The following is an 18,365-nucleotide window of genomic DNA, read 5'->3' on the forward strand; positions in this document are numbered from 1 at the left end:
CTCACGCATGACCGCCGACGCCCTCATTCCCGAAGCGTTCGACGCCCACCTGGCCATGCAGTTCATCACCGTGAGCCGTTCTCTCTTGACCTCGCATTTCACGCACTGCCAGTGCGCTGGGGACATGCCGGCCGATGACCGACCCTGTCTGCCAGGTCGCGCACGGGCCGAGGGTCTGGCAGTCCGCGGGGCCAAAGGGGATCTGCCATGACAACCCGAGGGCCCCGCACGGCGCCGGGGACACTGGGGCTAGCGATCTGATGGGAGGTCAGTACCGGAGCGAACGGTGGCCGGGTTCTAGGGCGGGCGGGCGCTGGCCTCCACAGCGCTTGGGCCACGCGCGGCGCAGAGCCGTAGGATCTCCGTTGCCGGGACCACCGCATTTAACACATGCGTTCGAGTGCCGACAAGGCCGTTCAGGCATGATGGGAGGGTGCCAGCGGCACCTTTTCTGGGAGGAGCGGGAGTGGCGGAGAGTCCGGCGCAGGGGCGGAAGGGCGGCCCCGCGGGGCCCCACTTGCGGCTGGATGAGCTGCTGGAGGGCCTGCAGGCCCAGGTGGCACAGGTTCGCGCGACCCGGGACCGGGTGCACACTCTGCTGGACGCGGTCCTCGCCATCGGCTCCGATCTGGATCTCGACGTGGTTCTGCGCCGGATCACCGAGTCCGCGGTCACCCTCGTGGACGCCCAGTACGGGGCCTTGGGCGTGCTCGGCGAGGAAGGGAAGATCCGGCAGTTCATCACGGTCGGCATGGACGAGGACACCATCCGCACGATCGGCCACTATCCCGAGGGCCAAGGCATCCTCGGGCTGCTGATCCGCGAACCGGAGCCACTGCGCCTGACCGATCTGGGCCGCCACTCCGACTCGGTGGGCTTCCCCGCCGGGCACCCACCGATGACCACCTTCCTCGGAGCGCCGGTGCGCGTGCGCGACCAGGTCTTCGGCAACCTGTACCTGACCGACAAGCACGGCGGGGCGCAGTTCGACGAGGACGACGAGGCGGTGCTGCGCACGCTCGCCGCCGCGGCCGGCGTGGCGATCGACAATGCCCGCCTGTACGAGGACTCCCGCCGCCGGGAGCAGTGGCTCGCGGCAAGCAGCGACCTGACCCGCAGCCTGCTGTCGGGCACCGACCCGAACCAGGTGCTGTACAAGGTCGCCTCGACCGTCAGGGCTCTGTCCGGAGCGGATCTGGTGACGCTGGCGGTACCGTTCGACGGCGGCGACGAGCTCGTGATCGAGGCCGCCGACGGCGAAGGCGCCGAGCAGGTCCACGGGCTGGTACTGCCGAATACCACGCTGGCCGCGAAGGTCCACCTCTCCAACGAGCGGATCACCAGCAGCGCACTGTCCGACGAACCGCAGGCCGGGGGCGGCTCCGCGGCGCAGATCGGCCTGGGACCCGGATTCCTGCTCCCCCTGGGTGGCGGCGAGCACGTGCGCGGGGTCCTCCAAGTCGCCAACCTGCCCGGCGGCCCGGAGTTCTCGGACACCACCATGGCCATGATCAGCAGCTTCGCAGACCAGGCCGCGCTGGCCCTGGAGATCGCCGAGCACCGGCGCGAGGCCGACCACCTGCTGGTCCTGACCGACCGCGACCGCATCGCCCGCGACCTGCACGACCTGGCCATCCAGCGACTGTTCGCCTCCGGACTGACCCTGAACTCGGTGCTCGGCCGGGTGTCCGACCGGCCCGAGGTGGCCGAGCGGGTCCAGCGGGTCGTCGACGACCTCGACGACACCATCAAGACCGTGCGCGGCACGATCTACGCACTGCGCGAGCGCGACCGCTCCGACGGGCGCGGCGGGCTGCGCTCGAAGCTGCTGGCCGAGACCGACCGGGCCGCCGCCGTCCTCGGTTTCGCTCCCGCCCTGCGCATGACCGGCCTCCTGGACACCGACGTGCCCGCCGACGATGCCGAGCACCTGCTGGCGGTGTTGCGCGAAACGCTGTCGAACGCCGCCCGGCACTCACACGCCACCGCCGTCGAGATCACTGCCGAGACTGACGGCACCCGGCTCCAGCTGCGCGTCGCCGACAACGGAACCGGCATAGACCCGGCCGTCAACCGCCGCAGCGGCCTGGACAACCTCCGACAGCGCGCCACCGACCTCGGGGGCAGCTTCACTCTCAAGCCGAACGATCCCACCGGCACCATCGTGGAATGGACGGTACCCCTCTCCGTACGGGCCGAAGCCTGAGCCCCGTAGATCGCCGCATCCTGCAGAACCGCTCCCCCTGGGCGCCCGAGTCCTCCTGCCCCACGCCTGCCGGCAACGAACACAGCGACTCGTCGCATGCGCGGTGCTCGGCCTCCTGTTCCCCGCTCTGGTCGGGGAAGTCCCCGGCCAGAGCGGGGAACAGGCCGTGCTCCTCCACCTGGGTGTGCGGGCCGAGCACGGCCACGATCTCCCGGGCGACCTCCGCCATCCGGGCCGCCCCGCCCTCCTGGTGGGCCGGGCGCAGATGGCTGATCAGGCGGACCACCTCGTCGTGCTCACGGGTCAGCTCGTCGATCGACGCCAGAGACTGGCATCCCCAGTATTCGCACGCCGGTCTTCTCCCTGTCCTTCGTTCCTCTTGGTCCTTCGTTCCCCTTGATTGGATCCGCTCGCCCTTACGCGGTGGTGCCGGCGGTGCGGTGCTCGCGCCGACCGCCGGTGCGCGGCTTCCGCTCGCCGCCTTCGGTCGCGGCGCGGACACCGGTGAGGGTGAAGGCCAGTGCCGCGGCCGCAACGATCGCGAGCAGGCCGAGGCCGATCGCGTACGAGCCGTATTCGCCGTACAGCGAGCCCATCACCAGCGGCGGCAGGAAGCCGCCCAGACCGCCCGCGGCGCCGACCACACCTGTGACGGAGCCGACCTGGTTCGCCGGGGTCCGCAGGGCCACCAGGGCGAAGGTCGCTCCGCTGCCCGCGCCGAGCGCTGCCGCCATGGCGAGGAAGGCGATGGTGCCCACGGGGGCCAGGGCCGGAGTGAACGACTGCACGACCGCTCCGGCCATGACCACGGCCAGCGAGCCGGCCAGTACCCGGACCGGGCCCACGCGGTCGGACAGCCAGCCACCGATCGGCCGCATCGCGACCGCCAGCAGCACGAAGCCGGCCATGCGGTTTGCTGCGTCCGCCTGGGTCAGGCCGTAGCCGGTCTTGAGGTAGGTGGGCAGGTAGACGGAGAAGGCCACGTAGCCGCCGAACGTGACCGCGTACAGCGCGGACGCCTGCCAGGTGATGCCGAGGCGGGCGGTGGCGGCCAGGCGGCGGGCCAGCGGCTCGGTGGGCACGGTGCGGCCGGGTGCGTCGCGCAGCAGCAGCGCGGCGGCTACGGCGTACGCGGCAAGGACCGCGGCGGTGATCAGGAACGGAGTCGACATCCTGTTCGCGTCGACCAGTTTCACGGTGGTCAGGGCGCTGATGGCGGTGCCGCCCATGCCGGTGCCGAAGACGCCGATGGCAAGGCCGCGCCGCTCGGGCGGGAACCAGGCGTTGACGAAGGGCACGCCGACTGCGAACGCGGTGCCGCCGACGCCGAGGAAGAATCCGCCGATCAGCAGCGCCGTCAGTGAGGAGTGCCCGGCCAGGCCGAGGTAGAGCACCGGCACGATGGTGACCGCCGACACGATCGGGAACATGATCCGGCCGCCGAAACGGTCGGTCAGCGCGCCCACCGGGATCCGGCCCAGGGAACCGACCACGACTGGCACTGCCACCAGCAGCGACTGCTCGAACGACGACAGGTCCAGGCCGTCCTTGAACCGCGGGCCCAAGGGGCTCAGCAGTGCCCACGCCCAGAAGTTCACGGCGAAACCGACCGTGGCCAGAGCCAGCATCAGCCACGCCCGGCCGGATACCGGAGCACCTGACGGCGCGCTCCCGCTCCTCGACTTCAACGACTGGACCATGTTGTCCGTCCCTTTCCTCTGCCTGTCGTACAACGCCTCCGGGATCGCACGCGCACAGCAGGCCCCTTGCCTGCCGGCGGCATCCCGTAGCCACTGTCCGCATCAGGACTCGCCGACGGGATGGGCCATGGGTCCCTATCGGCGGACAGACAGGCCCTGGGTTCGGGTCGGCCGTCCCTCCCCGCTCCCACTGGCCCGCGCACCGGGTTGTTGCCAGCCCGGTCTCCGCGAGACAGCGGCCTCGGCCGGCGCTCCCGACGGGATCTCCCAAAAGGAGGGCCGGTCGGCCCTACCCCCTCGTGATGCCTGCGGGGACCCTGGACTGATGTCCCAGAACGACGCCTTTCGTGCACTCGACCGGCAGGAGTGCCTGCGCCTGCTGAGCCAGGTGCCTGTCGGCCGCGTGGTGTACACCCGGCAGGCACTGCCCGCGGTCCTGCCCATCAACTTCTCCCTGGACGCGGACGCCTCCGTCCTGCTGTGCACCTCGCCGGACTCGGACCTCGTACAGGCCATCGACGGCGTCGTGGTCGCCTTCGAGGCGGACGAGTTCAACGCGGCTGCGCGGTCCGGCTGGAGCGTGGTCGTCACCGGACGGGCCACCGTGGTGACCGACCCCGCCGAGCACGAACGCCTCTCGCAGACCGGCCCCAGCTCCTGGATGCCCATGAAGACCGCGGCGTTCATACGGATCGAGTCCGAGATGGTCACCGGCCGCGAGCTCAGGGCACCGGATCTGGGCGGCGGGGTAGAGCGCGGCTTCCTCGGCTGCGGCGTGGGGCAGGAGCGAGCGGTCGCAGAAGGCCACGAGCCCGGCGCGGATCCTCTCGGCGGCGCTCGGGTCACGGTCCACGAAGGAGAGCAGCATTTTCACCCGTCCTGACAGCTCGCCTGCCAGTCGGCCGTGGTGCGCCCCGGCTGATTGCCGGGCCGTGGCGTCCTCGGGGTCCGAGGCAAGGGTCAGCTCGCTCATCGCGGTGTCTCCAGCGGGCGACACGCGCCTTACCCGCTGCGCCTGCGGCAGCCAGGGACGGGGGATCGGCCACCAGAACAGGCGCGGATGGGGGCGTAGCCGACAGATGGGCATCTGCGGTTCGATCAGTGCCCAGCATGCATGACGGGCCTCGCAGACTCCGCAGCCGACGGGACCCGGCACCGGGGCCATTGGTCCCTCTTGAGAACGCCCTGGACTGGGCCGGAAGGCCACGCGGCGGGGACCGCCGGCCCCAGGTGCACCAAGGCCCGCGCCACTTAGCGTTCCTGGCCATGGAGAGCGATCAGAACGCACGGCGTCAGGCGTCGAGCGCAGGTGAAGGCTGGCCGCTGGCGGCCCGCCGGCTGCTCACGCGCAGCGAGGTGTCGGCCGACGGGCGCGCCGTGTTCGGCGAGAGCGACGGCAAGTGGGAAGGCTTTTACCGGGACCGCTGGGCGCACGACAAGGTCGTACGGTCCACGCACGGCGTGAACTGCACCGGTTCCTGCTCGTGGATGGTGTACGTCAAGGACGGCATCATCGCCTGGGAGCACCAGGCCACCGACTACCCCTCGATCGGCGCCGACTGCCCCGAGTACGAGCCGCGCGGCTGCCCGCGCGGCGCGTCGTTCTCCTGGTACACCTACTCCCCCAGCCGGGTGCGCTACCCGTACGTGCGCGGCACGCTGCTGAAGCTGTGGCGCGAAGCCCGCAAGCGGCTCGGCGATCCGGTGGCAGCCTGGGCCGAGATCACCAGCGACCCCGCGAAGGCGCGGGCGTACAAGCGGGCCCGCGGCAAGGGCGGCCTGGTCCGCGCCGACTGGGACGAGGTGAGCGAGCTGATCGCCGCCGCCCAGGTCCACACCATCAAGACCTACGGCCCCGACCGCGTCGCGGGTTTCTCCCCGATCCCGGCGATGTCGATGGCGTCCTTCGCGGCCGGCGCCCGTTACACCTCGCTGATCGGCGGCACGCTGCTCTCCTTCTACGACTGGTACGCCGACCTTCCGATCGCCTCCCCGCAGGTCTTCGGCGACCAGACCGACGTGCCCGAGGCCGCGGACTGGTGGAACGCGGGCTATCTGATCATGTGGGGGTCCAACATCCCCGTCACCCGCACCCCGGACGCGCACTTCCTCACCGAGACCCGCTACAACGGCACGAAGGTCGTCGCGGTCAGCCCCGACTACGCCGACAACGTCAAGCACGCCGACGAGTGGCTGGCCCCGCACCCGGGCACGGACGGGGCGCTCGCGATGGCCATGGGCCACGTCATTCTGCGCGAGTTCCTCATCGACCGCGAAGTCCCCTACTTCCAGGACTACTTGCGCACGTTCACCGACGCGCCTTTCCTGGTGACCCTGCGCGAGCACGAGCGCGGTCTCGTCCCCGACGGGTTCCTGACCGCCGCCGATCTCGGACACGACACGGAACACGCCGAGTCCAAGACGGTTCTCCTGGACGGGACCACAGGCGCACCCGTGGTCCCCAACGGCTCGCTCGGCTTCCGGTGGGGGGAAGCCGAGCGAGGCCGCTGGAACCTTGACCTGGGCGACGTCGTACCCGAGCTGAGCCTGCTGGAGTCGGCCGAAAACACCGCGACCGTCGCCCTGCCCCGATTCGACGAGGGAACCAGCGAGGGCGGATCGGTGATGCTGCGCGGCGTTCCGGTCCGCCGGGTCGGCGGCCACCTCGTCACCACCGTCTTCGACCTGATGCTCGCCCAGTACGGGGTGCAGCGTCCCGGCCTCCCAGGCAGCTGGCCCTCCTCGTACGAGGACGCGTCGGAACCCTACACCCCGGCCTGGCAGGAGACGATCACCTCCGTGCCGGCCGAGCAGGCCGCCCGGATCGCCCGGGAGTTCGCCCGCAACGCCGAACGCACCAACGGGCGTTCCATGATCGCAATGGGTGCCGGCACCAACCACTGGTTCCACTCCGACACCATCTACCGTGCCTTCCTGGCGCTGACCACCATGACCGGCTGCCAGGGCGTCAACGGCGGTGGCTGGGCGCACTACGTCGGCCAGGAGAAGGTTCGCCCGGTCACCGGGCAGCAGCACCTGTCGTTCGCCTTCGACTGGCAGCGGCCCACCCGGCACATGGCGGGCACCTCCTACTGGTACCTGAATTCCGACCAGTGGCGCTACGAGGCGTTCGGGCCCGACGAACTGGCCTCCCCGCTCGGTGCGGGCCGCTTCAAGGGCAAGGGGTTCGCCGACTGCCTGGCGCAAGCTGTGCGCCTCGGCTGGACGCCCGGTCACCCCGGCTTCAACCGTAATCCCCTCGACCTGACGGACGAGGCGAGGCGGGCCGGCCGGCCCGTCGCCGAGCACATCGTCGATGAACTGCAGTCGGGGCGCCTGCGGTTCGCCGCCGAGGACCCTGACGACCCCGCCAACTTCCCCCGTGTACTGACCGTCTGGCGGGCGAACCTGCTCGGTTCCTCCGGCAAGGGCAACGAGTACTTCCTGCGCCACCTGTTGGGCACCGACGCCGCCGTCCGCTCCCAGGAGACGCCGCCCGGGCAGCGGCCGAAGGACGTGGTGTGGCGGGAGGAAGCGCCCGAGGGCAAGCTCGACCTGCTGGTCACCATGGACTTCAGGATGACCTCCACCAGCCTGCTCTCCGACGTCGTCCTGCCGGCCGCGACCTGGTACGAGAAGGACGACCTGTCCAGCACGGACATGCACCCCTTCGTGCATGCCTTCACCCCTGCCATCCCCCCGCCCTGGCAGGCCCGCACCGACTACGACAGCTTCCTCACCATCGCCGACAGGTTCAGCGAACTGGCCGCCGACCACCTCGGCACACGCACCGACGTCCTCGCCGTACCTCTGCTCCACGACACCCCCGACGAAATGGCCCAGCCTGGCGGGGTGGTCCGGGACTGGAAGGCCGGCGAGTGCGAGCCGGTGCCCGGGCGGACCATGCCGAAGCTTGTGGTCATCGAACGGGACTACGCGGCGATCGCGCAGAAGATGCGCGCCGTCGGTCCGCTGCTCGACACGCTGGGCACAACCACCAAAGGCGTCACCGTCCACCCGGACCAGGAGATCGACGACCTGCGGCACCGCAACGGCACCGTCCGGGACGGAGTCGCCGCCGGACGGCCCTTGCTGGCCACCGCGTCCCACATGTGCGAGGCGATCCTCGCCCTGTCCGGCACCACCAACGGCCGCCTGGCCACCGAGGGCTTCAAGGAGCTCGAGCGGCAGACCGGCAGCGAGGGGCTCGTGGAACTCGCCTCCGAACGCGAGGCGGAACGGATCACCTTCGCCGACACCCGTACCCAGCCCCGCTCCGTGATCACCTCCTACGAGTGGTCCGGCTCGGAGACCGGCGGGCGCCGCTACTCCCCCTTCGTCATCAACACCGAGCACAAGAAGCCCTGGCACACCCTCACCGGCCGCCAGCACTTCTTCGTCCAGCACGACTGGATGAGTGAACTCGGCGAGCAACTCCCTGTCTACCGGCCCCCGTTGAACACGCCCCGGCACTACGGTGACGAGCATCTGCGCGAGGACGGCCGGGCCGAGGTCACGGTCCGCTATCTGACCCCGCACTCGAAGTGGTCCATCCACTCGAACTACCAGGACAACAAGTACATGCTCGACCTGTCCCGTGGCGGCCCCACGATCTGGATGTCCACCGGCGACGCCGAGAAGATCGGTGTCAAGGACAACGAGTGGATCGAGGCGTACAACCGCAACGGTGTCGTCGCCGCCCGTGCCGTGGTCACTCACCGGATGCCGGAGGGCACGGTGTACATGTACCACGCCCAGGACCGCAACGTGAACGTCCCGAAGACCGAGGTCAGCGGCAAGCGTGGCGGCATCCACAACTCCCTGACCCGACTGCTGCTCAAACCCACCCATCTGGCGGGCGGCTACGCCCAGTTCACCTACGCCTTCAACTACTACGGCCCGACCGGCAACCAGCGCGACGAGGTCACCGTCATCCGCCGCCGCAGCCAGCAAGTGGAGTACTGACATGCGCGTCATGGCCCAGATCGCGATGGTGATGAACCTCGACAAGTGCATCGGCTGCCACACCTGCTCGGTCACCTGCAAGCAGACCTGGACCAACCGCACCGGAGTCGAGTACGCCTGGTTCAACAACGTCGAGACCAAGCCCGGCGTCGGCTACCCCCTCCGCTACGAGGACCAGGAGCAGTGGAAGGGCGGCTGGATGCTCGACAAGCGCGGACGGCTCGTCCTGCGCTCCGGGGGCCGCCTCAAGCGGCTGTTGTCGATCTTCTCCAACCCGGACCTGCCCGCGATCGAGGACTACTACGAGCCGGTCACCTACGACTACGACAACCTCGTCAGCGCCCCCGTGCAGAAGGACATGCCCGTCGCCCGGCCGCGCTCCGTCCTCACCGGCAAGCCCACCGCCATCACCTGGGGCGCCAACTGGGAGGACGGCCTGGGCGGCGCGCCCGAGCATGCCGGAGGCGACCCCAACCTGAGCGGGGAATGGGCGCAGAAGGTGAAGTTCGAGTTCGAGCAGACCTTCCTCTTCCACCTGCCCCGGCTGTGCGAGCACTGCCTCAACCCGGCCTGCGTGTCGGCCTGCCCATCCGGCGCGATGTACAAGCGCGTGGAGGACGGCATCGTCCTCGTCGACCAGGACCGCTGCCGGGGCTGGCGGATGTGCGTGACGGCATGCCCATACAAGAAGGTGTACGTCAACCACGCCACCGGCAAGGCCGAGAAATGCACCTTCTGCTTCCCGCGCATCGAAGCCGGGCAACCGACCGTCTGCTCGGAGACCTGCGTCGGCCGGCTGCGCTACCTCGGCCTGCTCCTCTACGACGCCGACAAGGTCGGCGAGGCCGCCGCAACCCCGGACGAGAAGGACCTGCTCGACGCCCAGCGCGGCGTGTTCCTCGACCCGCACGACCCGGAAGTGCGCGCGGCAGCACGCGAGTCGGGTATCCCGGAGGACTGGCTGGACGCGGCCCGCCGCTCGCCCGTTTACGACCTGGTGATGCGCTACAAGGTGGCGCTGCCGCTGCATCCGGAGTACCGGACCATGCCGATGGTCTGGTACGTGCCCCCACTCTCCCCGGTGCTGGACGCGGTCGACGCGGCGGGCGGCAATCAGGACGACCCCGACCACGTCTTCGCCGCCGTCACCCGGCTGCGCATCCCGCTGGAGTACCTGGCGGAGCTGTTCACCGCCGGGGACACCGATGTCGTCGCCGGTGTGCTGATGAAGCTCACCGCGCTGCGCTCGTACATGCGCGAACGCACGCTCGGTGAGGAGGGCGACGAGGCCGTGCTCAACGCCGTCGGTCTGACCACGCGGGAGGCGGAGGATCTGCACCGGCTGCTGGCCGTCGCCAAGTACGCCGACCGGTATGTCGTCCCGGCCGCGCACAAGGAGGACGCCGCCGCTCTGACCGCGATGGAGAACCGCTGCCCGGTCGAGTCCTCCGGCGACCCGCGGCCCGCCGACGGCCGCCGCGTGATGCTCGGCATCCCCACCCTGCGCCGCCGTACACCCGAAGCTCCCGCCGGAGGCCGTCCGTGAGTCCACTGCCCTCCCCCAGTGCTGGACGCCTGGGGGGACCCCCATCGATTCCCGCCCTCGTCCGCACCCGCGTCCGGGCTGCCGTACGCCGCCCGGCCCGGCTCACACCTGAGCAGGCGGCGGGCCGAGCCCTGATACTGCGGCTCGTGTCGCTGCTCCTGCAGTACCCCGACTCCGAACTGACCTCAGCCCGGACGGAATTGACGACCGTCGTCGAAGCCCTTCCGGCCTCGCCCGCGGCGGACCACCTGGCCCGGTTCACCGACTGGTTCGCCGCACAGGATCCCGAGGCGCTGGAGCGCCACTACGTCGAGATGTTCGACCTGCGCCGCAAGAGCAGCCTCTACCTCACCTACTACCTGCACGGCGACACCCGCCGCCGCGGCATGGCCCTGCTCACCCTCAACCAGCGGTACAAGGCCGCGGGCTGGGACACCGACGGCGGAGAACTGCCCGACCACCTGCCGGTCGTGCTGGAGTTCGCCGCCCTCGCGGGCCCGGGTGGGGGTGAGGCACCGCTGCGCCAGCACGGGCGCGGGCTGGAGCTGATCCACCAGGCGCTGACCGACGCCGACTCGTCGTACCGGCACGTTCTGGCCGCGCTGCTCACCCTGTTGCCGCCGCCGACCGACGCGGACCGGGCGGCGGTGGCGCAGCTCGTCGCCGAGGGCCCGCCGAACGAGGAGGTCGGCCTCGACCCCTACGGGACGTACGGAGACGGCGAGTTCGCCCCTCCGGGCACCTTCGTGCCGCCGACGCCCGCCCCGTCGACTTGCGTGCCACCCGCTCCGACCAGCCGTACGGAAGGCCCCCGATGAGCGCCGTCCCCACCCCTGTGGCCTCCGCCTCCACGAACGGCGCGGACCTCCTCCTGTGGGTCGCCGTCCCTTACATCTGCCTCGCGGTGTTCGTCGTCGGGCACGTCTGGCGCTACCGGCAGGACCAGTTCGGCTGGACGTCGCGCACCAGCCAGCTCCTCGAACACCGCTGGCTGCGCTTCGGCAGCCCGCTGTTCCACCTGGGCGCCTTCATGGTGATCGCCGGACATGTCGTGGGCCTCGCCATCCCCGACACGTGGACCGACGCCGCGGGCATCACCGAGCACACCTACCACACCACGGCCGTCCGGGCCGGTTCCGTGGCGGGCGTCGCCATGGTCACCGGCCTCGGCATGCTGTGCGCCCGCCGACTGCTGACACGATCGATCCGGCTGGGCACCGACCGCAGCGACAAACTGCTCTTCCCGCTGCTGTCCGCCACCGTCCTGCTCGGTATCACCGCCACTGCCGCCCACAACGTCTTCGGCCCCGGCTACGACTACCGCTCCACCGTCTCCGTCTGGTTCCGCGGCCTGTTCGTCCTCCAGCCGCAACCGGAAGCCATCTCCGGCGCCCCGCTGCTGTTCCAGCTGCACGCTCTGACCGCCTGCCTGCTCTTCGCCGCCTGGCCCTTCACCCGCCTCGTCCACGTGTGGAGCGCCCCCATCGGATACCTCGCCCGCCCCTACCTGGTCTACCGCAGGCGGGCCACACCGGCGCCCGCCCCGTCAGCAGGGGGCCGGCCCCGGTCGGCCTCCCGGCGAGCGGCATGAGCCACACACCCGCGCTCGCTCCGGACGTCACGACCGCCCCGCGCACGAACGCGGTGGGCGCGAGCCGCCGAACGGACCTGGTCATGCTCGTCACCGGGATCGTCGGCTGGCTCGCCTCCCCCTGGGCTCCGCCGTCCTCTGCGGGGCGCGCCTGCACCACAGGCCGTGGCTCGCGCTGGACGCCGGAGCGCTGGCGGCGGTGGTGTTTTCGTGCACTGGCTGATCGGGCAGTCGCTCTACGAGCTCAACAAGCTCTGCCCCTACTGCACCGTCGTCTGGATCGTCACCATCGCCCTGTTCTGATACCTGACCATGCACTGCCTGGAGCAGGAAATCGTCCCCGCGCCCCGGGGTGTGCCGGCAGTCGTCCGGGACACGCACTGGATGCTGCTCGGCGCCTGGTACGGCGTGATCGCACTCCTGGTCCTCACCCGCTTCTGACCGCACTGGAGCAGCCTGCTGTAGCCGGCCACAGCACTCCGTACCGCCTGCTCGCTGGTCACGCAGACGAAGGAAGACATGATGGTGCGGTCGGATGCCGCGGCCGCCGGGTTGCCTGACGCCCGACGGGCTCGACCCCGCGCTCGCCGACGAAGGACTGATCGCCGCCCTGCGCCGCATGCTGCACATGCGCCGCGGCTTCCGACGCCACAGCGCTCACCTCGGCGCGATCAGCCTGGTCGCCGTCCCCACCCCGGTCCAGGCCTGAGGAGGCACCCCATGCCCGCCACCGTGATCACCGACCTGGCCGCCGAACTGACCGTGCCCGAGGACGGCACCCTCAGCCAGGTCCTGTACCGCGACGACCGCCTGCGCGTGGTCGGCTTCGCCTTCGCCGCCGGCCAAGAGCTGACCGAACACACCTCGGCCCTGCCCGTGATCATCCAGGTCGTCTCCGGCCGCCTCGACCTCGTGCTGGGCGACGTGAAGACCGAGGTGACGCCGGGCAGCTGGATCCACCTGCCCGCACGGCTGCCGCACACCGTGCGCGCCACCGAGCCCAGCGTCATGCTGCTGACCATGCTGCCCGCCCCGAAGCCGTCCGGATCCGGGGCGCCTTCCACGCCATGACCGACGACCGGCCGTGTGCCCTGCCCTGATCAGCGCACCAGCGCCGCTGCCACCGTGGGCGGCAGCACGTCGCACAGGTCGGTGACCCGGACATGGCCGGCGTAGCGCGCCGTGAACTGCGCCACGGAGACGTCCAGGGAGCCGAAGGACTCCTCGAACGCGCGGCGCGCGTGCGGCGTGCGGTCCAGCGCCCAGGCCGCCGTCGCCTTGGAGGTGCGCAGGAAACGGCCGGGCTCGGGCCCCACGACGAACAGTTCGGCCCGGCGGCCCGTGCGGTCGGCGGCAAGCATGACCAGGTCCTTGAACGTCTGCCGTTTGCGCGTGGCGTCCGCGCCGCGCCATCGCGCAAGCTTGAACTCCGCCACGCGACGGTCCGTCTCCAGGTCGAAGGGGCGCAGCGGGTCGTTGCCGGCGGCCAGCGAAGGGCGCACGGATATCTCCTCGCCGTCCTCCAAGATGTGCGGCAGCGCCAGTACGATCCCGGCTGCGTGAATGAGGTCGTTCAGCCGGCCAAGGCTCTCCCGAACGGTCAGGGCTGCCACCATCAGTTCGGGACTGATGCCCCGCTGTGCGGCCATGTCACCGACCTCCCTCGCGGGCCTTCCCGCCAGGCCCCGCTCCAGTGCGGCGATGGCCGCGGTCAGCGGCTCGGCGCCCAGGAAGTCCGCCAACAGCGCGACGGCCTCACTCAGTTGCGGACCGGCTGCACCATGAGCCGTTGCATCAGTCATGAACGGCATTGTGCCCGGGAGCGCTTCGGCAGCCCGGGCCCGGCCCGATTTCGCGACAGAGCCGGTCGGCCCTGCCAAGACGACCCCGTTGGCCTCCGCCGCCGTCGATCACCGATCCGTCGCCGTAGGCGTGATGGTCAGGTCCGTCATGCCCGGAGGGATGCACGCATGCTGAAAACGGTTGGCAGGGTGTTGCTCTGGCGCTGGCGGCGCAACCCACTCAAGCGGCGCTCCGACGTCGCCGAGGCCTGGATCGCAGTGGCGGCGGCGATGCTGCTGCTCATGGCGCCCGCGGTGGGCGTGGTGATGGCAGGCGTCGGCGAGCGCGCCGCTCTCGACCAGGCGCAGGGCCTGCACCGCAGCGCCGCTCACCTCGTCGAGGATGCCTCCGCGACGCCGGCACGGTTCTCCGGGATGGCAGACGACCACGTGCGGGCAACCGTGCGGTGGACGATGCCTGACGGCTCTCCCCGGACGGGTCGGGCCCCTGTGACGGCGGGCGGCAACAAGACGGGCTCGTCCACCACGGTGTGGTTCGACGGCGAGGGCCACCTCCAACCTGCCCCGCCCACCCCGGCCCAGGCCGACTCCCAGGGGGCCGCCCTCGGCGCCGCCGCCGGGGCAGGCGTGTGCGTGCTGGTGGTAGGCGTCTGGTGGGCCGCCCGGGTGCGACTGGATGTGGGCCGCGGGGCACAGTGGGACCGGGCCCGGGCCGAGTTCAACGCCAACCGGGGCCACCGGCACGCTTAAGACCCCTCCAACAGCAGGGTCCGACCACGTGTCCGTCCGTGTCGCGGTGGGCGGCAGCCAACGTGGCAGCCAGGCAGCGTTCTACGCGTTCACGTCGGGGGCTCCTCACTCCGCTCCCCCACGGGCCGCTGCACGGATCGGCCATCGGGCTTCGCGGCCCTCGGTTCACGTCCGGCCGGACGCCTCTGCCGGCCCGTCTACGTCAGAGTGCAGGCCACTCTTCAGTCGCTCACACGATCTCGAGGACGTCCCTGACGGGGCGGCGGGGCGTAGCCGGGCCCCTTGGGCCGTAGCCGATTCGCAGCACCATCTGAACCTGGCCCGTGCCCGCTTCCGGGTCGCGGGCCAGCAGGCGCAGGTCGCGGTTCTCCAGGGCGTGGGAGGTCAGGGAGGTCGCCAGATCGGCCAGGGTGGCCTCCAGCAGGACGCGTTCCAGTGCCTGCCCGGCGCGCAGCCAGTCGGCGGGGCCGTCACCGAGGGTGCTCAGGAGGGCGAGGTGGGGGGTGTGCTCGAAGGTGGTGGTGCCGCGGTCGGCCACTGCGCGGCGCCCGGCGAAGTCCCGCACGGGGGCTTTGCCGTCCCGTTTGCGAGGTCCGAAGGCGTATTCGGGGACGCCGTCGACAGCGGTGTCCGCCTCCGGACCGAGCCGGGTCCAGCGGACCAGGTCCTCGCTTGCGTCAGGGTCCATGACGTCGCGGCTCTCGGCGTCGCGGATGAGGTCGAGCAGGGTCTCGGCATGCCAGGGGCCGGGGAAGAGCAGCTCGGCTTCCTCCCGCGCCGCCGCGTCCTGCAAGATGGCCCGCATCTCCTCGGGGATGTCCTGCTCGGCGAAGGGATGCCGGCTGGTGTGCCGCTGCCGGATCGCTGGATAGAGCCGCGCCAGGTCGTCGTCCCGCGAGTTCCCGGCCGGGTCGGCGAGATGAACGGCGGCGAGCAGCAGCGTGTCCTGCGGCTCGGGCAGCAGCCTTGTCTGCGGAACGAGGTCCGCGTGCGCGGCGGCGACGCGCAGGTTGAACAGAGCCGCCCCGCAGCCGATGTGCAGCGCCCGGTTGCCGGGATCGGAGCGGGGCATGGCCCGCTCCGGATCGGCGCGCAGCAGCAGAAGACGCTCGTCGGCCAGGAAGCGGAAACGCCACGGCTGCGCGTTGTGCATGGACGGGGCCGCGGTGGCCTCGGCCACCAGCATGGCCACCGTCTTCTCGTCGAGCTGTCGCACACCCATGCCGGCCTCCTCGTTTACTCCCGCCGTAACGGGCCTCCCACCATCAGGTACCCCACTGGGTAGTGGGGTGCACGGCTTGACGCCGCACACGGGGGCGGTCGGTCTTCACCCGGCGGGCTGATCCCAGTGTCCTCCCGACGGGAGCCGCGGTCCTGCACAGTTGCGAGCGCGGCCCGTCACGGTGCCGGCCTCCACCCCGCCCCGGCAGAACATGCCGTGCAAGGCCGCCATCGTCCCCAAGCCGGGTCCGATCGCCCCTCCTCCACCCAAAGGACAAGATTGCGCCGGCACCTCATGGCACATCCACCGGGGCGGGTGCCGACGCGCAGCTCACGGCGTGTCCGGGCCGCTGCGGGCAGGGGACGCCAGTCATGTCCGCCCGGGCGAATGATCTCCCTCGACCGGTGGCCGGCATCAACGTGGGCCGTGGTCAGGCTGGGCGTGACGGTTGCCGGGTCAGCGCTCGGGTCTTCTGGTTGCGTTCGGGGCAGCGACGGCAGGCGATCACTGGTGTCGGACACCGACCGGAATGCCGGGCGCATCCCTCGAAGAGGAAGCTGCTCGTGGCGTCGGTGCGGGGGATCAGAGGTTTTTGGGATTGATCGGCGTCCCGTCGATGCCCGCTTTGCTCTGCGCGATGATCTCCTGGACGTGCTCCTCGATTTCCTGCGGGTCCAGGCCGAGCACCTTGCCGATATGGACCGACCACACCTCGGAGCGCAGGTTGGTCTCGAAGTCCAGATCGGCCCGTACGTTCTCTCGCGCCGCCTGACGGTTCTGGCTGACCATGACGAACGTGGACAGGAAGATGGCCTCCAGGCTGACGATCATGGTGAGCAGTCCGAAGGGATACGGATCGAAGATCCCTGCCTTCCCCAGGTACCCCTCGTTCAGCGCGATCCATATCGTGAACCAGAGGGCGTGGAGGTAGACGAAGCGCATCGTCCCCGCGAACGACGTGATCGCGTCGGCGACCTGGTCCTGCGAGCTGCGCATCCGGGCGAACTGGATCCGCTCGTGGGGAAGACGGACGACGGGCTGCCGAGGGGAGATCCCGCCCGGACGCGAAGGGCTGCCGTGGCCGTCGAACTCCGAATTCATGCCATCCATCCTGCTCGGCCGGGACCCGCCGCTCGCGGTCAAGCTGTCGCCGGCACCGGACAGGCGATCCCCGGGCCGCACAGCGCGGGGGCGGATCCCGGTGATGTCCTTGTTGTCGATCTGCGACACCCCGTACAGGTCGTACGGGGTGTCCGTGCGTGACGACTCGGCAACAGCCACCGGAATCCGAACCATCCCGGCGGACACTCCGTCGCGTGTCGGTCTTGGCCTGTCAGCGCTGCGGGAGCCGGGCGGCGACATATTCGGTGAGGTCGAGAAGGCGGTTGGTGTAGCCCCACTCGTTGTCGTACCAGCCGAAGATCTTGACCAGCTCTCCGTGCGCCTGGGTGAGCGGGGCGTCCAGGACGCAGGAGGCGGCATCGCCCACGACGTCGCGGGAGACGATCGGGGCGTCGGAGACCCGCAGGATGCCCTTGAGGGGCCCGTCGGCGGCCTCCCGGAAGGCGGCGTTGACCTCGTCCGCGGTCACGGGCCGCTCCAGGACGACACTCAGGTCGGTCAGCGAACCGTCCTCGACGGGCACGCGGACGGCGATGCCGTCCAGGGTTCCGGCGAGTTTAGGCAGAACGAGCCCGACGGCCCGGGCGGCGCCCGTGCTGGTGGGGATGATGTTGACGGCGGCGCTGCGGCCCCGCCGGAGGTCCTTGTGCGGTCCGTCCAGGACGACCTGGTCGTTCGTGTAGCCGTGGATGGTGGTCATCAGCCCCTTGACCAGGCCGAAGTGCTCGTCCAGAACCTTCACCATGGGCGCCACGCAGTTGGTGGTGCAGGAGGCGTTGGAGACGACGTGGTCGCGCTCCGGGTCGTAGGTGCCTTCGTTGACGCCCATCACGAGGGTGGCGTCGACGCCCTTGCCCGGCACGGACGCGTCGAAGACGCCGTCGTTGTGGGTCTTGCGGTAGGTGCCGAAGACGCGGGTGACGAAGGGATCGGCCTGGTAGCCGTATGCCTTCAGCCCGTTCTCCACCATCCGCAGCCCGCCGTTGGGCATGATGGCCCGCCGCAGCGGGGCGTCGGTCTGCAGACCGACGATCAGTTCGCGGTCGCGGTCGATGAAGCCCGGCCGGTGCGAGGTGATGGTGGACGGGTTGCCCGGGTCGACGTCCAGGATGCCCCGGCGCCGCTCTTCGGGGAACAGCGCGGCGACCTTGCGCCAGACGGCGAGGGTGCGCTCAGTCGGCCCGGTCAGGAACGTGGAATCGCCTGCGTAAGGCGTGTAGTTGGCCTGGATGAAGTCGCGCACGTCGATGTGGTCCCGCCAGTGCGTGCCGGCGAAGCCCCGCCATGCCTCGGTCCGCGCCCGGGGTCCAGCTGTCACCGTTACCGTCATCGCCGGTCTCTCCCTCACTCCGCATGTGAACCTCTGCACTTGCACTTTTGATGCTCGTCTCCCGTCCTGCCCACGGGCAGGGCCTGTCGGCGCACCCGGGGCCCGCCATCCGTCCTGCTGTGCCGGGCCGT

The 18,365-nt window shown here is 70.5% G+C and carries 16 protein-coding genes and 1 pseudogene; 11 read left to right on the plus strand and 6 right to left on the minus strand.

The features are described 5' to 3' along the window. Nucleotides 1–466: 466 nt before the first annotated feature. Entirely contained in the window at nucleotides 467–2,206 is a 1,740-nt protein-coding gene (locus ACZ5SK_RS07355; protein ID WP_334582103.1) for a sensor histidine kinase, read from the plus strand. On the opposite strand, the gene ACZ5SK_RS07360 is transcribed toward ACZ5SK_RS07355, so the two are convergent. Next, nucleotides 2,136–2,708, minus strand: coding sequence for a hemerythrin domain-containing protein (locus ACZ5SK_RS07360; RefSeq protein WP_361702551.1), 573 nt, complete (start codon nucleotides 2,706–2,708; stop codon nucleotides 2,136–2,138). The genes ACZ5SK_RS07355 and ACZ5SK_RS07360 overlap by 71 nt on opposite strands. Beyond that, entirely contained in the window at nucleotides 2,623–3,834 is a 1,212-nt protein-coding gene (locus ACZ5SK_RS07365; RefSeq protein WP_361702549.1) for a nitrate/nitrite transporter, read from the minus strand. Before ACZ5SK_RS07365 ends, ACZ5SK_RS07360 begins: the two co-directional genes overlap by 86 nt. A gap of 397 nt (nucleotides 3,835–4,231) precedes the next feature. On the opposite strand from ACZ5SK_RS07365, the pseudogene ACZ5SK_RS07370 reads away from it, so the two are divergent. From ACZ5SK_RS07370 to ACZ5SK_RS07410, 9 genes and pseudogenes are all read left to right on the plus strand, one after another. Beyond that, a pseudogene (locus ACZ5SK_RS07370) lies at nucleotides 4,232–4,630 on the plus strand (pyridoxamine 5'-phosphate oxidase family protein); the annotation flags it as partial. A gap of 542 nt (nucleotides 4,631–5,172) precedes the next feature. Continuing rightward, nucleotides 5,173–8,871, plus strand: coding sequence for a nitrate reductase subunit alpha (locus ACZ5SK_RS07375; protein ID WP_361702547.1), 3,699 nt, complete (start codon nucleotides 5,173–5,175; stop codon nucleotides 8,869–8,871). A 1-nt stretch (nucleotide 8,872) separates the two neighbouring features. Next, nucleotides 8,873–10,417: a nitrate reductase subunit beta gene (gene narH / locus ACZ5SK_RS07380; protein WP_334582108.1), complete on the plus strand. Its 1,545-nt coding sequence runs from the start codon at nucleotides 8,873–8,875 to the stop codon at nucleotides 10,415–10,417. Continuing rightward, nucleotides 10,414–11,235, plus strand: coding sequence for a nitrate reductase molybdenum cofactor assembly chaperone (gene narJ, locus ACZ5SK_RS07385; protein ID WP_468158856.1), 822 nt, complete (start codon nucleotides 10,414–10,416; stop codon nucleotides 11,233–11,235). Before narH ends, narJ begins: the two co-directional genes overlap by 4 nt. Continuing rightward, the gene (gene narI / locus ACZ5SK_RS07390) at nucleotides 11,232–12,008 is read left to right on the plus strand and encodes a respiratory nitrate reductase subunit gamma (protein ID WP_361702543.1); all 777 of its coding nucleotides are present in this window, start codon (nucleotides 11,232–11,234) and stop codon (nucleotides 12,006–12,008) included. Before narJ ends, narI begins: the two co-directional genes overlap by 4 nt. A 210-nt stretch (nucleotides 12,009–12,218) precedes the next feature. Beyond that, nucleotides 12,219–12,311 (plus strand): vitamin K epoxide reductase family protein, encoded by a 93-nt coding sequence (locus tag ACZ5SK_RS07395; protein WP_334582112.1) that lies wholly within the window; start codon nucleotides 12,219–12,221, stop codon nucleotides 12,309–12,311. A 9-nt stretch (nucleotides 12,312–12,320) separates the two neighbouring features. After that, nucleotides 12,321–12,449, plus strand: a complete 129-nt coding sequence (locus ACZ5SK_RS07400; protein WP_334582113.1) for a hypothetical protein — start codon at nucleotides 12,321–12,323, stop codon at nucleotides 12,447–12,449. 94 nt (nucleotides 12,450–12,543) lie between these two features. After that, complete coding sequence (locus ACZ5SK_RS07405) at nucleotides 12,544–12,717, plus strand: hypothetical protein (protein ID WP_334582114.1); 174 nt, start codon at nucleotides 12,544–12,546, stop codon at nucleotides 12,715–12,717. 11 nt (nucleotides 12,718–12,728) lie between these two features. Beyond that, nucleotides 12,729–13,079, plus strand: a complete 351-nt coding sequence (locus ACZ5SK_RS07410; RefSeq protein ID WP_361702541.1) for a cupin domain-containing protein — start codon at nucleotides 12,729–12,731, stop codon at nucleotides 13,077–13,079. A 29-nt stretch (nucleotides 13,080–13,108) separates the two neighbouring features. Here ACZ5SK_RS07410 and ACZ5SK_RS07415 read toward each other — a convergent pair whose 3' ends face one another. Next, a complete protein-coding gene (locus tag ACZ5SK_RS07415; RefSeq protein ID WP_361702539.1) occupies nucleotides 13,109–13,810 on the minus strand; it encodes a PE-PGRS family protein in 702 nt (233 codons plus the stop codon). Between the two features lie 168 nt (nucleotides 13,811–13,978). Between ACZ5SK_RS07415 and ACZ5SK_RS07420 the strand changes: the two genes are divergently transcribed. Beyond that, a complete protein-coding gene (locus tag ACZ5SK_RS07420) occupies nucleotides 13,979–14,560 on the plus strand; it encodes an Rv1733c family protein (protein ID WP_457494894.1) in 582 nt (193 codons plus the stop codon). Nucleotides 14,561–14,789: 229 nt separating this feature from the next. Here the strand turns inward: ACZ5SK_RS07420 and ACZ5SK_RS07425 are convergent, their stop codons facing one another. The 3 genes from ACZ5SK_RS07425 to ACZ5SK_RS07435 form a co-directional block, all read right to left on the minus strand. Beyond that, nucleotides 14,790–15,782 carry an Acg family FMN-binding oxidoreductase gene (locus ACZ5SK_RS07425; protein WP_334582119.1) on the minus strand — a complete coding sequence of 331 codons (993 nt, stop codon included), beginning with the start codon at nucleotides 15,780–15,782 and terminating at the stop codon, nucleotides 14,790–14,792. Between the two features lie 582 nt (nucleotides 15,783–16,364). Next, a complete protein-coding gene (locus tag ACZ5SK_RS07430) occupies nucleotides 16,365–16,883 on the minus strand; it encodes a DUF1003 domain-containing protein (RefSeq protein ID WP_334582120.1) in 519 nt (172 codons plus the stop codon). Between the two features lie 232 nt (nucleotides 16,884–17,115). Beyond that, nucleotides 17,116–18,222, minus strand: a complete 1,107-nt coding sequence (locus ACZ5SK_RS07435; RefSeq protein ID WP_361702533.1) for a type I glyceraldehyde-3-phosphate dehydrogenase — start codon at nucleotides 18,220–18,222, stop codon at nucleotides 17,116–17,118. Between the last annotated feature and the right edge of the window lie 143 nt (nucleotides 18,223–18,365).

The organism is Streptomyces sp. NPDC031474 (assembly GCF_055581185.1).

Coding starts and splice junctions, on each gene's coding strand:
- ACZ5SK_RS07375 (WP_361702547.1), top strand. CDS start 5,173: ATGGAGAGCGATCAGAACGCACGGCGTCAGGCGTCGAGCGCAGGTGAA.
- ACZ5SK_RS07365 (WP_361702549.1), bottom strand. CDS start 3,834: ATGCTGGCTCTGGCCACGGTCGGTTTCGCCGTGAACTTCTGGGCGTGG.
- ACZ5SK_RS07425 (WP_334582119.1), bottom strand. CDS start 15,782: ATGGGTGTGCGACAGCTCGACGAGAAGACGGTGGCCATGCTGGTGGCC.
- ACZ5SK_RS07400 (WP_334582113.1), top strand. CDS start 12,321: ATGCACTGCCTGGAGCAGGAAATCGTCCCCGCGCCCCGGGGTGTGCCG.
- ACZ5SK_RS07430 (WP_334582120.1), bottom strand. CDS start 16,883: ATGAATTCGGAGTTCGACGGCCACGGCAGCCCTTCGCGTCCGGGCGGG.
- narI (WP_361702543.1), top strand. CDS start 11,232: ATGAGCGCCGTCCCCACCCCTGTGGCCTCCGCCTCCACGAACGGCGCG.
- ACZ5SK_RS07405 (WP_334582114.1), top strand. CDS start 12,544: ATGCCGCGGCCGCCGGGTTGCCTGACGCCCGACGGGCTCGACCCCGCG.
- ACZ5SK_RS07420 (WP_457494894.1), top strand. CDS start 13,979: ATGCTGAAAACGGTTGGCAGGGTGTTGCTCTGGCGCTGGCGGCGCAAC.
- narH (WP_334582108.1), top strand. CDS start 8,873: ATGCGCGTCATGGCCCAGATCGCGATGGTGATGAACCTCGACAAGTGC.
- ACZ5SK_RS07410 (WP_361702541.1), top strand. CDS start 12,729: ATGCCCGCCACCGTGATCACCGACCTGGCCGCCGAACTGACCGTGCCC.
- ACZ5SK_RS07415 (WP_361702539.1), bottom strand. CDS start 13,810: ATGACTGATGCAACGGCTCATGGTGCAGCCGGTCCGCAACTGAGTGAG.